At 66.0% G+C, this 13716-nt stretch carries 11 protein-coding genes; 8 read left to right on the forward strand and 3 right to left on the reverse strand.

What is annotated here, in order from left to right; genetic code table 11:
- Positions 1–10 precede the first annotated feature (10 nt).
- Positions 11–187: a hypothetical protein gene (locus X741_RS17920; protein ID WP_023777711.1), complete on the reverse strand. Its 177-nt coding sequence runs from the start codon at positions 185–187 to the stop codon at positions 11–13.
- Positions 188–284: 97 nt separating this feature from the next.
- The gene (locus tag X741_RS154180; RefSeq protein WP_023777712.1) at positions 285–2270 is read right to left on the reverse strand and encodes a BTAD domain-containing putative transcriptional regulator; all 1986 of its coding nucleotides are present in this window, start codon (positions 2268–2270) and stop codon (positions 285–287) included.
- A 263-nt stretch (positions 2271–2533) separates the two neighbouring features.
- Between X741_RS154180 and X741_RS154175 the strand changes: the two genes are divergently transcribed.
- The 3 genes from X741_RS154175 to X741_RS154165 all read left to right on the forward strand — a co-directional run bounded on the left by X741_RS154175 (position 2534) and on the right by X741_RS154165 (position 5559).
- Positions 2534–3622 (forward strand): pyridoxal-phosphate dependent enzyme, encoded by a 1089-nt coding sequence (locus X741_RS154175; RefSeq protein ID WP_023777713.1) that lies wholly within the window; start codon positions 2534–2536, stop codon positions 3620–3622.
- A gap of 15 nt (positions 3623–3637) precedes the next feature.
- Positions 3638–5119 carry an aspartate aminotransferase family protein gene (locus X741_RS154170; RefSeq protein WP_023777714.1) on the forward strand — a complete coding sequence of 494 codons (1482 nt, stop codon included), beginning with the start codon at positions 3638–3640 and terminating at the stop codon, positions 5117–5119.
- An 83-nt stretch (positions 5120–5202) separates the two neighbouring features.
- On the forward strand, positions 5203–5559 hold the full coding sequence (locus X741_RS154165; RefSeq protein ID WP_023765343.1) for a hypothetical protein: 357 nt from the start codon (positions 5203–5205) through the stop codon (positions 5557–5559).
- Positions 5560–5599: 40 nt separating this feature from the next.
- Here X741_RS154165 and X741_RS154160 read toward each other — a convergent pair whose 3' ends face one another.
- The gene (locus X741_RS154160; protein WP_031250007.1) at positions 5600–7117 is read right to left on the reverse strand and encodes a winged helix-turn-helix domain-containing tetratricopeptide repeat protein; all 1518 of its coding nucleotides are present in this window, start codon (positions 7115–7117) and stop codon (positions 5600–5602) included.
- Positions 7118–7356: 239 nt separating this feature from the next.
- Here X741_RS154160 and X741_RS154155 point away from each other — a divergent pair, with 239 nt between their 5' ends.
- The 5 genes from X741_RS154155 (at position 7357) to X741_RS154135 (ending at position 13660) form a co-directional block, all read left to right on the forward strand.
- The gene (locus tag X741_RS154155) at positions 7357–7596 is read left to right on the forward strand and encodes a DUF1127 domain-containing protein (protein ID WP_023765345.1); all 240 of its coding nucleotides are present in this window, start codon (positions 7357–7359) and stop codon (positions 7594–7596) included.
- 160 nt (positions 7597–7756) lie between these two features.
- Entirely contained in the window at positions 7757–8128 is a 372-nt protein-coding gene (locus X741_RS154150) for a hypothetical protein (protein ID WP_013891997.1), read from the forward strand.
- Positions 8129–8250: 122 nt separating this feature from the next.
- The gene (locus X741_RS154145) at positions 8251–8877 is read left to right on the forward strand and encodes a CDGSH iron-sulfur domain-containing protein (RefSeq protein ID WP_023777716.1); all 627 of its coding nucleotides are present in this window, start codon (positions 8251–8253) and stop codon (positions 8875–8877) included.
- A gap of 303 nt (positions 8878–9180) precedes the next feature.
- The gene (locus X741_RS154140; protein WP_023777717.1) at positions 9181–11223 is read left to right on the forward strand and encodes a hydantoinase/oxoprolinase family protein; all 2043 of its coding nucleotides are present in this window, start codon (positions 9181–9183) and stop codon (positions 11221–11223) included.
- A gap of 265 nt (positions 11224–11488) precedes the next feature.
- Positions 11489–13660 (forward strand): malate synthase G, encoded by a 2172-nt coding sequence (locus X741_RS154135; RefSeq protein ID WP_023777718.1) that lies wholly within the window; start codon positions 11489–11491, stop codon positions 13658–13660.
- Positions 13661–13716: the final 56 nt, after the last annotated feature.

Here is a 13716-nt window from a genome sequence, read left to right on the forward strand (position 1 = left end):
TCGGCCAGGCCTATCGCACCGACCCCGTAATCGTCCGGTCGATATCGGGAACGGATTTGCGCTCGTTGCCCGCAAGGGCGGCGATGGCGAGCAGGCTGGCCACCACCGGAACGAACAGGATGGCGACGCGGGCCTGTACATAAAGAATGGCGCGCCATTCGCTGCGCTTGTCGGGGCTGTCGCTCATCATACTCGCTTTGCCATGGACCCCCCGGGCGTCACATAGAGGTGAACGGTTAAACAACTCCTTCCGGCTTCGTTAACGGGTGCAGCGCGCAAAGCTTTCAGTTCAGGCCAATCCGCCTGGCGCCTTGCCGGAACAGCGCCTCGGCATCCGGCTCGAAGCGGAAGGTGCCGATGAAATCGTCGGCGCGGTAATCGGGCATTGTCTTGCGGATGGCGGCGGCGAAACCGTGCGCCTCGTCGAGTCGACCGGCCAGCGCCAGGCAATGCGCGGCGATCGCCAGGATGATGGCATGGGCGTTGGGCCGTGCCGCCGCCTTCAGCGCCCATTCGGCCGCCTCCTCGAATTGGCCGAGCCGGACATGCGACATCGCCCGCGCGCCCAGCATGCCGAACAGCAGCGGGTCGAAGGGGCTGAGATGCCGCGAATGGTCGGACGAACTTATCGCCGCCTGCGGGTCGCCCGACTGCGAATGCACGAAGGACAGCGCGTAGTGGCCGAGCGCGAAATTCGGGCTGAGGTCGACCGCGCGTTCGAGTTCGGAGAGCGATCCGTCCTGCTCGCCGCGCAGCCACAGCGCCCGCCCCATCGCCCAGTGCGCGGCCGGATTGTGGTCGTCGACCAGCACGCTCTGGCCGGCGCTTTCGAAGGCCAGCGCGCTTTCGCGGTCGCGGTCGCCCCAGCGCTGGAAGGCGGCCTGCCAATGGGTGAAGGAGAGGCCGGCATGGGCGCGGGCAAAGGTCGGATCGAGTTCGACGGACGTGGCAAAGAGGTTCCGCGCCTGCTCGTTTTCCGCCTGCGTGAAACGGTACATGTGCCAGAGGCCGCGATGATAGGCCTCCCAGGCATTGAGCGAATTGGGCGCCTTCAGCATGGCGCGGTTGCGCTCGACGGTTTCGATCTCGGCCGAGATCGACGAGACGATGCTGTCGCCGATATCGTCGAGCACGGCGAAGATGTCGTCGGGCCGGCGTTCGAAGGTCTCGGCCCAGACGATCCTGGCCGTGCGCACCTCGATAAGCTCGACGCTGACGATGAGGCGGCCGGCCGGGCTGCGCACCGTGCCGGTGGCGACGTAGTCGACATTCAGTTTTCTGCCGGCTTCGTCCGGCGCGATGTTCATCTGCGCCAACGCGAACACCGATCCGCGCGCGATGACGAAGAAATCCCTGAGCTTGGCGAGACGGGTGATGATGTCGTGGGTGAATCCATCGGCAAGCCCGCCGCGCGTGCCGCCGGCTTCCTCGACAAACGGCATCACCGCCAGCGAAGCGTGGCTTGGTTCGACCGCGCCGGCATCGCCCGATGGCGCCAGCGGCTGCGACAGCGCGGACACCGGCGGCACCCGGAGCGAGACCGCCGGCGCCTGATCGCGGATCGTCCGCCAGGCGGCGCGAAGCGGTGCGAAATCCAGATCCTCCGACTGGAACAACTGTTGCGCCGTCGCCAGATGCCGCTCGGCCGCGCCAACCTCGCCGCGCCGGGCCATGCTGGCCAGCAGCGCGGCGTGTGTGCGCCCGTCGAACGGCGCCAGTTCCACCCATTTGTCGAGATGGCCGATCGCCTCGTCGCAATCCGCAGGCAATCTTTCGACAAGCTGCTCCAGCACCGCCGCATGGCAGGCGCCGAGGCGGCGCCGTTGCGCGATCAGCCAACTGTCGAAAAGCGGGCTGCGCTCGAGCTCCAGCCCGTCTAGGAAGGCGCCGGCGAAGAGCCCGGCCAGCGTTCGCAACGGCGCCAATTCAAGCGTGTCGATCCCCTGTGTCGCGGCGTGGCTCACCTCCAGCGCGTCGACAGGACAATCGTCGAGATCGAGTGCGACCGTGTCGCCCTGCGTCAGGACGCGGCGCCGGTCCGGCGTGTCGAGCACGCCGCGCAGCTTGCTGAGGCACCAGCGCAATTCGCCACGCGGGTCGTTCGGCACATCCCACAGCATTTCGCACAGGCGGCCGCGCCCGACCGGATGCGGCGCCAGTGCCAGATAGGCAAGCAATGCGCGCACCTTGCGCGATGCCGGCAGCACCACCGGCACGCCATCGCGCATTACCGCCAGCGATCCGAGCGTGCGCACGGAGAGGATCGGCATGTCGCGATCCAGTCTCGATGGTGCGGATTCCACGGCTGTTTCCACGCCTGCTCCCACGCTGGCCTGTCGGCCCCTGCTGTATCATCAAACACGATACGGCATCCGGCAGCGCGTTTTCGCGCCGGCCGCGGCCATTGCCGCAGTGCCGTCCGATCAATCCTAGCGCGGCAAGGTCTCCAAACCTCGCCGCCCAAACCGTCGGTTTGTAACCGGCCTGTGAAGGCAGACACGACGACGAGACACAACGATCGAGGAGATCAGAGATGTTGAACAAACAAACGATCAGGACCACCGCCGGGCGCGGCCGCCTGTTCGACAGCATTCTGGATACCATCGGCGACACGCCGGCGGTGCGCATCAACAATCTCGGACCGGCTCATGCGACCATCTACGTCAAGGCCGAGTTCTTCAACCCGGGCGCCTCGGTGAAGGACCGCCTGGCGCTCAACATCATCGAGGAAGGCGAGCGCAGCGGTACACTGAAGCCCGGCCAGACTGTGATCGAGGCGACGAGCGGCAACACCGGCATCGGGCTTGCCATGGTCTGTGCGCAGAAAGGCTACCCGCTGGTCGTCACCATGGCCGATAGCTTTTCCGTCGAGCGCCGCAAGCTGATGCGCATGCTGGGCGCCAAGGTGGTGCTGACGCCGCGCGCCGAAAAAGGCTTCGGCATGTACAAGAAGGCGGTGGAACTGGCCGAGGCCAATGGCTGGTTCCTCGCCCGCCAGTTCGAGACGGCGGCCAACGCCGCCATCCACGAGGCGACCACCGCGCGCGAGATCATCAACGACTTCGCCGGCTCGCGGCTCGACTGCTTCGTCACCGGCTATGGCACCGGCGGCACCGTCGTCGGCGTGGGGCGCGTGCTGCGCCGCGAGCGGCCGGACACCCGCATCGTGCTCGCCGAACCGGCCAACGCGCAGCTCATCGGCAGCGGCAAGGCGCAGCAGCGCGGCGCCGATGGCGCGCCCGCGGCCAGCCATCCGGCCTTCGAGCCGCATCCGGTGCAAGGCTGGACGCCGGACTTCATCCCCAATGTCCTGCAGGAGGCGATCGACACCAGCCTCTATGACGAGGTGATGCCGATCGCCGGGCCCGAGGGCATCAAATGGGCCAAGGCGCTGGCACGCCAGGAAGGCATCTTCACCGGCATTTCCGGCGGCGCCACCTTCGCCGTGGCGCGTCAGGTCGCGGAGAATGCGGCGGCCGGCGCGGTGATCCTGTGCATGCTGCCCGACACCGGCGAACGCTACATGTCGACGCCGCTCTTCGACGGCATCGAGGCCGAGATGGACGCCGACGAGACGGCGCTGTCGCGTTCGACGCCGGGCTGCCAATTCCCTGTGGCTTGACGGGAGGAGGCTGTCATGGACGTCGCGGCGGAAAGCCTCGGCATGGTGACCGAGGAAACGCTTGACCCCTTGGACTGGGCCGAAGTCCAGGCCCTGTCGCATCGGCTCATCGACGAGGCCGTCGACTATCTGCGCGACGTGCGCGGCCGCCCGGTCTGGCGGGAGATGCCGGCTGATGTGAGAGAGGCTTTCACGGCACCCCTGCCGCGATCGCCGGCGCCGCTGGACGCGGTCTATGGCGAGGTCTCCCGCACGGTGATGTCCTATCCGATGGGCAACGTCCATCCGCGCTTCTGGGCCTGGTACATGGGATCGAGCAATTTCACCGGCGCGCTCGGCGATTTCCTGGCGGCGATCCAGGGCTCCAACCTCGGCGGCGGCAACCACGCCGCCGGGCTGATGGACAGCCAGGTGGTGAACTGGTGCAAGGAGATGCTGGGCTTCCCGGCTTCGGCCTCCGGCACGCTGGTCAGCGGCGGCTCGATGGCCAATATCATCGGACTGACGGTTGCGCGCAACACCAAGGCCGGCATCGACGTGCGCGAACACGGCGTCGCCGCCATTGAAAAGCCGCTGCGCTTCTATGGCTCGGACCAGATACATTCCTGCCACCGCAAGGCGATGGAAGCGCTCGGCCTCGGCAATCGCGCGCTGCGACGCATCCCGTCCGACGCCGGGCTGCGCATCGACATATCGGCCTTGCGGGCAGCGATATCGGAAGACCGTGCGGCCGGCTTCAAACCGGCCTGCCTCATCGGCAATGCCGGCACGGTGAACACCGGCGCGATCGATGATCTGCGGGCACTCGCCAAACTCGCGCATGAGGAAGACCTCTGGTTCCATGTCGATGGCTGCATCGGCGCGCTGATTGCGATTGCGCCTGACAATGCGCATCGCGTTGCCGGCATCGAATGGGCGGATTCGATCGCGCTCGACCCGCACAAATGGCTGCACGCGCCGTTCGAGGCCGGCTGTGCCCTGGTCAGGGATGCGATCGCGCATCGCCGCACTTTCGCGGTCACGCCCGAATATCTGGAATCGACGCCGCGCGGCCTTGCCTCCGGCGACTGGCTGCACGATTACGGCCTGCAGACCTCGCGTGGCTTTCGCGCGCTGAAAGTATGGATGGCGCTGAAACAGCACGGCATCGACAAGTTCGGCCGTCTGATCGACCAGAACATCGCGCAAGCCTCCTATCTCGTCGGGCTGATCGAGGCCGAGCCGTCGCTGCAACTGGCCATGCCGCCCACCATCAACATCGTCTGCTTCCGTTATCAGCCCGGCGTAAGCGGCGAGGCGCTGAAGGCGCTCAACACCGAAATCATGCTGCGGCTGCAGGAGCAAGGCATTGCCACCCTCTCCGATACCACGGTGCATGGCGAGCACTGGCTGCGCGTGGCGATTGCCAACCATCGCACAAGGCGCGACGACCTCGACCTTCTGGTGCGGGAAACGATGCGGTTGGGACGGGAGATCGCGGGTTCAGCGTCTTCCTAGCGACCACGTCTTCCTGGTGATCGAGTCTTCCTAGTTCCCGGCAGGCATGCGATTCTGCCGCGATGATTCGGGGAGGTCCGGCGGTGACGCTGTTTCGCATGGCAGCATTTGCGGCATTGGTCTTCGCCACTTCGGCGCAGGCCGCCGACATGGCCTTCTTCGTCAAGAACCTGCGCAAGGAAGCGGTTGCGGTCGAGCTGTTCAGCCGCGACCGCGAGACGGTCTGGCCGGGCAACGACAAGGTGTTCCTGATCGATCCGGGCTCGCAGAAATCGGTGCCGCTCACCTGCAATCAGGGTGAGCGCATCTGCTACGGCGCCTGGGTCGACGGCAATGATCAGATCTCCGCCGGCGTCGGGCCTGATAACGACCAACCTTGCGATACCTGCTGCTTCATCTGCGTGGAGCACTCGACCGAAACGATCGATCTGGTGCCGTGATCGGCGCTTCTGACCCTGCACGGGAGATCGCGCAGGCGCATCAATCCGGAAGGCCGGCCTTGCGGAAGCCGTCGACGAAATGCTCGAGCATCGCGTCGTCGCGGAAAGGCTCGGTCCAGACCCAGTGGCTGGTTGTGAAATGCGGGTTGCTGACGAGGAACAGTTCGACCTCGGCCCGCGCCTCGTCGAGCCGGCCCAGTTGGGCCAGGCTTGCCGCCAGGAAACGGCGTGAACTCGTGCGATAGGTCTCGTCCCTGCGCAGGGTCTCGACCGCGGCTTCGTAATCGCGCGCCGCATATTGCGCCTGGCCGAGGGTGAGATAGTACCAGCTTGCCGGGAACGGATTGAGCCGAAACGCCTTGCGGATTTGCTCGAGACCCTCCTCGACCCGCCCAGCCAGTGTCGCGATGTCGGCCAGTGTTGCCCAGGCGTCTGCCTCGTTCGGGTCGAGTTCGAACGTCCTGGCGAATTCGGCATCCGCCTCTTCGAAGTTGCGCTCATAGGCAAGCAGATTGCCGAGGACCCAGCGGCAGCCGGCATCGTTGGGATCGATCGCCACGGCCTTGCGCGCCAGCTCCAGGGCGACGCGGCGGTTGGGCTCGACGGGTTCGCCCCAATGCACCCACCCCATCCAGTGGTTCATGGCCAGCCAGCGGTAGGCTTCGGCATAGTCCGGATCGAGCGCGATCGCGCGCGTCAGCATCAGATGCGCTTCCCGCGCCGTCTGCGGCGTATCGTCGATCAGCTTGCGCGCCCGCACGCAGAGATCGTAGGCCTCGAGACTGCTGGGCCGGTTGCGTGGCGGCGGCGCGCGCAGCCGGCCGAGCAGCGCCTCGACGATCTTGGCGATCACCTCGTCCTGTACGGCAAAGATATCGTCCAACCGGCGATCGAAGCGTTCCGCCCACAGGTGTTCGCCGCTCATCGCGTCGACCAGCTGGGCATTGATGCGCACGCGATCCGCGGCGCGCCGTGCGCTGCCTTCCAGCAAATAGCGCACGCCAAGCTCCCTGGCGAACTCGCGCACGTCCATCGCTTTTCCCTTGTAGGCAAAGGTCGAGTTGCGCGCGATGACGAACAGGCCGGAGGCCCGCGACAGGTCGGTGATCAGGTCTTCGGTCAAGCCGTCCGCGAAGGCTTCCTGCCCGGGATCGTTGCTGAGATTGACGAAGGGCAGGACGGCGATCGATGGTTTGTCGGGCAGCGGCAAGGTTTTTCGCTTCACGCCGGCAAGCTGTTCGATGGCCCCGGTAAAGCGGTAGCCGACGCGCGGAACCGTGGTGATCCATTCACCGCCATCGATGGCCGGACCAAGCAGCTTGCGCAGCTGCGCGATCTGGACGGTGAGGTTGCCTTCCTCGACGGCGGTGCCCGGCCACGCCGCATCCATCAACGCCGCCTTGGCCAGGATTTCCCCCGGCCGTTCGACAAACGCCGCAAGCAGCTTCAGCCCGCGGTAGCCGACGGCAACGGGCTCGTCGTTCCGAAGCAGCGTCCCTGCGTCCGGATCAAGCACGAACGGACCGAAGGCAAAGCGCGATCCCTGCATGGAGCGCATCTATAGAGCAATTCCGCGAAAAGTACGAAGCGCTTTTCCGGGCGGAAGCAGGGCGCGCTTTCCCAGCTGGAATTGCATCGAAAACAAACAGTTAGAGCCCGTTTGGAACTTTTGAGAACTATTTGGGAGGCTTTAATTACGGCACCGTCCATATCCGGCAGAATTCAACCTCATTCATTCAGGTCGAGGGGCTCCCAACCCTTGGAACCCCCAACCCTTGGAACGCCATGGAGGTTGTCATGAACAATACCCTTGCATCGGTCCGGCATCAGGCAGCGCGGCCTGCCGGGCGGACGTCGCGCCGGCATTACAGCCTGGCGGCCCTGCGCAGCGCGATCGCGGCCTGGCGGAACCGGGCCCGCTTTCGCTGGGAGCTCAAGCAGATGTCGCTGGCCAATCCCCATTTGATCGACGACATCGGCCTGACGAAACGGCAAGCCGATGCGGAGATCGCCAAGCTGCCCTTCTGGCAACGATGACAGCCGAAAGCACGGGGGAACCTTGAGGTCCGGGGTCGGATTGTTGAAGGGCGGGGTCGGATTATTGAAGGGATTGTCGCCGTCGTCCCTTTAGCGATCGCCTGCATCATGCCATGATCCCGGGATCGGCCGTGGGGCCGATTCTTCATCGGGGGTTTTCATGTCTTTCACTTTCGCGCGCCGGTTCGCCGCCGCGTTTTCGCTTGCCGTCCTTGTCGCACCAGCCGCCCATGCCGGCGACGTCACCTTTGCCATCAAGAACAGCCATCCCAACGCCATGCGCGTCGAGCTCTACAGCCAGGACCGCGATTATATCTGGCCCGGCGGTGGCAAGGACTTCTATCTCGACGATGGCGAGACCAAGCAGCTGCCGATCTCCTGCAACGAGGGCGAATCGATCTGCTACGGCGCCTGGGTCGATGGCGACGAGGAGACCTACTGGGGCGTTGGCCCCGGCAACAAGGAAAAATGCGAGGATTGCTGCTACACCTGCAGCGGCGGCGAGACCGAGGAAATCAATCTGGTCCCCTGACCGGCTTGCCAGCTTGACGTTTTTCCCGCCGACGCCCTAGCCTGCGTCGAGACGATCACCCAGAGCGCGCCGTACAGCTCCCTTTTGAGATGCGGCGTGCTCCAGGCAACAGGAGCACGGCAATGGCGGGCACAGTCGAGGGCGAGAAGATCGACGTCGGGTTCTCCGGCAAGCGCTGCATCCACTCGCGCAACTGCGTGCTCGGTGACCCGCACGTCTTCGTGCCCAACGCGCCGGGCCAATGGATCCATCCCGAGGCGGCCAGCGTCGAGAAGATCGTCGCCATCGCCGAAAGCTGTCCGTCCGGCGCCATCACCTACACCAGGAAGGATGGCCGGCCGCAGGAACAACCGCCAGTGGTCAACACAGTGCGGCTGCGCGAAAACGGCCCGCTGGCCGTGCACGCCGAGATCGTGCTCGCCGGCGAGACCTTCCACCGCGCCACGCTCTGCCGTTGCGGCGCTTCGCAAAACAAGCCGTTCTGCGACGGCAGCCACACCAAAGCCGGGTTCACCGCCACCGGCGAACCGGCGCTGAAGGACACGCCGGCGCTCGACGCGAGGAATGGCCTGCTGACGGTGACCCCGACGACGAACGGCCCGCTCAAGCTCGAGGGCAATCTCGAGATCGTCACCGGCACCGGCCATACCGTCGACCGCACGCAACGCACCTTCCTCTGCCGCTGCGGTCACTCGGCCAACAAGCCGTTTTGTGATGGGTCGCATAAGAGGGTTGGGTTTGTGGGGTAGCCGTTTAGGTCGGCGGGACAGCACCCCCCTCTGTCCTGCCGGACATCTCCCCCGCAAGGGGGGAGATTGGCAGCATCTCTGGCGGCACCCTCTCTGCGGCGCTGAAGGTTTGCGAAAGCGTGGGTGACATCTGATCTCCCCCCTTGCGGGGGAGATGTCCGGCAGGACAGAGGGGGGTGCTGTCCCGCCGACGTTACTTGTTCGCCAACAACAATCTCTCTCCCTTGGCCCAGCGCTCGCGGCTTTATCGGCCGGCCCGTATCGGCTAAGGGCTGAGCCAGAAAATTCGCCATCGGACCGCCAATGACCGCCAAGACCAAGCCAAGACCGCTGTTCCTCGGGATCGATACCGGCGGCACTTATACCGATGCCGTGCTGTGGTCCGAGACCGAAGGCCCGCAGCAGGAGCCGAACAAGGGCAAGGTGCTGGCCAAGGCCAAGGCGCTGACCACGCGGCACGACCTTGCCGTCGGCATTTCCGGCGCTGTCGACGCGGTGCTGCACAAGGCCGGCACGGATCCGGCCGCGATCAAACTGGTCTCTATGTCGACGACGCTCGCCACCAACGCGCTGGTCGAGGGCCAGGGCGGCCGCGTCGCGCTGGTCATGATCGGCTTTTCCGAGGCAGATCTCGCCCGCGACGGGCTGAAGGCAGCACTCGGCACCGATCCGGTGGTGTTTTGTCCGGGCGGCCACGATGTCCACGGCAATGCCGCCAAGCTCGATCTTTCCGGGCTTGAGGCCGCCTTGCCGGAACTCGGCGCCTCGGTGTCCGGCTTTGCCGTCTGCGCCTATTTCGCCACCCGCAATCCGGCGCATGAGGTCGCCGCCCGCGAGCTGATCCGGGAAAAAACCGGCCTGCCGGTCACATCGAGCCACGAGCTGTCGGCCAAGCTCGGCGGCCCGCGCCGGGCGCTGACTACCTTGCTCAACGCCAGGCTGATCTCGATGATCGACCGGCTGGTGGCGGCAACCGAGGGCTTTCTCGCGGAGCGCAACATCGCCGCCCCCTTGATGGTGGTGCGCGGCGACGGCGCGCTGGTCTCGGCGGCGTTCGCCCGCCAGCGGCCGATCGAGACGATCCTCTCCGGCCCTGCCGCCAGCCTGGTCGGCGCCCGCCACATGACCGGGCTCGACAATGCCGTGGTCTCAGATATCGGCGGCACCACGACCGACGTTGCCGTGCTCGATGGAGGTCGTCCACGCCTCGATCCGGAAGGCGCCACCGTCGGCGGCTTCCGCACCATGGTCGAGGCCGTCGCCATGCGCACCTTCGGCCTTGGCGGCGATTCCGAAGTGGCGCTGGAAGATGGCGCGCTCAACCCGAGGGTCCTGCTTGGGCCGCGCCGCCTGGTGCCGCTGGCACTGGCTGGCATGGCGCATGGTGACGCCGTGAGATCGGAACTCGAGCGCCAGCTGCGGGCACCCAATACCGGCCGCATGGATGGCCGTTTCGCGGTGCGCACCGGCGTGCCGGACAGGCTCGCCGCCGGGCTGACCGCTCCGGAGGCGCGGCTCTACGAGGCGATCGGCGCGACCCCGCTTGCCCTCGACAGGCTGCTGACATCGAATGCCCAGAACGCCACCTTGAACCGGCTGGTCTCGCGCGGGCTGGTGCACATTTGCGGCTTCACCCCCTCGGACGCGGCGCATGTGCAGGGCAAGCAGTCAAACTGGGATGCCGCCACCGCCCGCCTCGGTGCCGAGCTGTTCGCCCGCAAGCGCGACGGCCGTGGCCAGCCCATCGCCGCGTCGCCCGAGGTGATCTCGGAGCGGGTGCTGGTGACGCTGACGCGCTGGTCGGCCGAATACATTCTCGAAACCGCCTTTGCCGAGGACGGGCTCGACGGCGCGGCCACGGTCGCGCACGCGCTGGTGCAGCGCGCCGTCGACGCCCATCCCGGCATCGCCCGCCTCAGCGTCGCACTCGACCGGCCGGTCATCGGCCTCGGCGCCTCGGCGCCGCTGCACTATGCCGGCCTGGCGCCCCTGGTCGGCAATGAGTGCGTTGTGCCCAATGATACCGATGTCGCCAACGCGCTCGGCGCCGTCGTCGGCCAAGTCAGGGTCTCGGCCGAGGCGCGGGTCAGCCAGCCCAAGGAGGGGCTGTTCCGCCTTGCCTCGGGTGAAACCGTGCGCGATTTCCTCGACGAGGCAGCGGCGCTCGCGGCCGCCGAGGCCGATGTCCGCGCCATCGTCGCCCAGCGCGCCAGGGACGCCGGCACCGACAGCGCCGAGATCGACGTCGCGACCGAGTTCAAGGTTTCCACGGTCGAAGCCCAGCGCATGTTCATCGAGGCGCATGTGGTCGCGGTGGCCTCGGGACGGCCAAGGATCGCGGTGTGAGGGCGATCTCCCCCCTTGAGGGGGAGATGTCGCCGAAGGCGACAGAGGGGGTCGCCGGACATAAGGCGCTAGCCTCTTCTGTTCAAAGCAGGAGGTCGCATCCAGTCGAACCGACCCCCTCTGGCCTGCCGGCCATCTCCCCCTCAAGGAGGGAGATCGGCAGCGTCACCGCTCGCCAAAACGCTCGCCTTCAACCTAAGCTGAATTGACCCTGCAACCCCAACATGTCAAACGCCCCGCAAAGCCTTTCATCTGGAGCAGCCTGATGACCGATCGCGTCGAAATCGCCGGATTGCGGATTGCCCGCGAGCTGCATGATTTTGTGGCCGCCGAGGCGCTGCCCGGCACCGGCATCGAAGCGGCGGCCTTCTGGAACGGTTTTTCTGCCATCGTCCACGACCTCGCGCCGAAGAACCGGGCGCTGCTGGCAAAACGCGACGCCATGCAGGAGAAGCTCGACGGCTGGTATCGGGACAATGGTGCCCCGATCGACATGGAGGCCTACAAGGGCTTCCTCAAGGAGATCGGCTATCTCGTGCCCGAGGGGCCGGCTTTCAGCGTGTCGACGGACAATGTCGACGCAGAGATTGCTGTCGTCGCCGGACCGCAGCTGGTGGTGCCGGTGATGAATGCACGCTATGCGCTCAACGCCGCCAATGCGCGCTGGGGTTCGCTCTACGATGCGCTCTACGGCACCGATGCCATCCCCGAGACCGACGGCGCCGCGAAGGGCAAGGGCTTCAACCCCGCGCGCGGCGCCAAGGTGATTGCCTGGGCCAAGGTCTTCCTCGACCAGTCGGTGCCGCTGACCACGGGAAAGTGGGCCGGCGTCAACGGCCTCTCGGTGGCGCACGGCGCGCTGAAACTGGGTGAGGGCGCCGGCGTCACCACGCTCGCCGATCCCAAGCAATTCGTCGGCTATCGCGGCGACGCCGCCAACCCGCAAGCCGTGCTGCTGGTGAAAAATGGCCTGCATGTCGAGATCGTGATCGACCGCGACAACCAGATCGGCCGCACCGATCCGGCTGGCATTGCCGATGTCATCCTGGAATCGGCGCTGACCACCATCCAGGATTGCGAGGATTCGGTCGCCGCGGTGGATGCCCAGGACAAGGTCGTGGTCTACCGCAACTGGCTCGGCCTGATGAAAGGCGATCTGGCCGAAGAGATCACCAAGGGCGGCAAGAGCTTTGTCCGCAAGCTCAATCCTGATCGCTCTTACACCGCACCCGTCGGCGGCCAGCTCACCGTGCCCGGCCGTTCGCTGATGCTGGTGCGCAACGTAGGTCACCTGATGACCAACCCGGCGATCCTGGACCGCGACGGCAACGAAGTGCCGGAAGGCATCATGGACGCCGCGATGACGGCGCTGATCGCGCTGCACGATGTCGGGCCGAACGGGCGGCGGATGAATTCGCGCGCGGGCTCGATGTATGTGGTGAAGCCCAAGATGCACGGGCCGGAGGAAGTCGCCTTCGCCGTCGAGATTTTCGACCGCGTCGAAGCCCTGCTCGGCATGCCCGGGAATACCATCAAGATGGGCATCATGGACGAGGAGCGGCGCACCACCGTCAACCTCAAGGAGGCGATCCGCGCCGCACGCGAGCGCGTGGTGTTCATCAACACCGGCTTCCTCGACCGCACCGGCGACGAGATCCACACCTCGATGGAAGCCGGCCCGATGATCCGCAAGGGCGACATGAAGCAGGCCGCCTGGATTTCCGCCTACGAGGCGTGGAATGTCGACACCGGGCTCGAATGCGGGCTCGCCGGCCATGCCCAGATCGGCAAGGGCATGTGGGCGATGCCGGATTTGATGGCGGCGATGCTGGTCGAGAAGATCGCCCACCCCAAGGCCGGCGCCAACACCGCCTGGGTGCCGTCGCCGACGGCGGCGACGCTGCATGCCACGCATTACCACAAGGTCGATGTCCACGCGGTGCAGGCGGCGCTGAAGAGCCGTCCGAAGGCAAAACTCGACGACATCCTCTCGGTGCCGGTGGCCGTGCGGCCGAACTGGACGCCCGACGAGATCCAGCGCGAACTCGACAACAACGCGCAGGGGATTCTGGGCTACGTCGTGCGCTGGATCGACCAGGGCGTCGGCTGCTCCAAAGTGCCCGACATCAACGATGTCGGCCTGATGGAAGACCGCGCCACGCTGCGCATTTCCTCGCAGCACATCGCCAACTGGCTGCGCCACAAAGTGTGCTCGCAAATCCAGGTGCGGGATTCGCTGCAACGTATGGCGGCCATCGTCGACCGCCAGAATGTCGGCGATCCGCTCTACCGGCCGATGGCGCCGGATTTCGACAATTCAATCGCCTTCCAGGCCGCCTGCGACCTGGTGTTCAAGGGCACGATCCAGCCCAACGGCTACACCGAGCCGGTGCTGCACGCGCGGCGGCTGGAGCTGAAGGCAAAAGCGACGGCCTGAAAACGCATCCCGTTTCACACAAACGGCGAACCGCCCTATCTCTTTGTTCTAACGCA

Origin of the sequence: Mesorhizobium sp. LNHC221B00 (assembly GCF_000502935.1) — a bacterium.
In the GTDB taxonomy this organism is placed as follows: domain Bacteria; phylum Pseudomonadota; class Alphaproteobacteria; order Rhizobiales; family Rhizobiaceae; genus Mesorhizobium; species Mesorhizobium opportunistum.

What these genes read in the sequence shown, in the direction of transcription:
- X741_RS17920 (WP_023777711.1), bottom strand. Translation starts at nt 187, where the DNA reads ATGAGCGACAGCCCCGACAAGCGCAGCGAATGGCGCGCCATTCTTTAT.
- X741_RS154175 (WP_023777713.1), top strand. Translation starts at nt 2,534, where the DNA reads ATGTTGAACAAACAAACGATCAGGACCACCGCCGGGCGCGGCCGCCTG.
- X741_RS154170 (WP_023777714.1), top strand. Translation starts at nt 3,638, where the DNA reads ATGGACGTCGCGGCGGAAAGCCTCGGCATGGTGACCGAGGAAACGCTT.
- X741_RS154160 (WP_031250007.1), bottom strand. Translation starts at nt 7,117, where the DNA reads ATGCGCTCCATGCAGGGATCGCGCTTTGCCTTCGGTCCGTTCGTGCTT.
- X741_RS154150 (WP_013891997.1), top strand. Translation starts at nt 7,757, where the DNA reads ATGTCTTTCACTTTCGCGCGCCGGTTCGCCGCCGCGTTTTCGCTTGCC.
- X741_RS154135 (WP_023777718.1), top strand. Translation starts at nt 11,489, where the DNA reads ATGACCGATCGCGTCGAAATCGCCGGATTGCGGATTGCCCGCGAGCTG.
- X741_RS154140 (WP_023777717.1), top strand. Translation starts at nt 9,181, where the DNA reads ATGACCGCCAAGACCAAGCCAAGACCGCTGTTCCTCGGGATCGATACC.
- X741_RS154145 (WP_023777716.1), top strand. Translation starts at nt 8,251, where the DNA reads ATGGCGGGCACAGTCGAGGGCGAGAAGATCGACGTCGGGTTCTCCGGC.
- X741_RS154155 (WP_023765345.1), top strand. Translation starts at nt 7,357, where the DNA reads ATGAACAATACCCTTGCATCGGTCCGGCATCAGGCAGCGCGGCCTGCC.
- X741_RS154180 (WP_023777712.1), bottom strand. Translation starts at nt 2,270, where the DNA reads ATGCCGATCCTCTCCGTGCGCACGCTCGGATCGCTGGCGGTAATGCGC.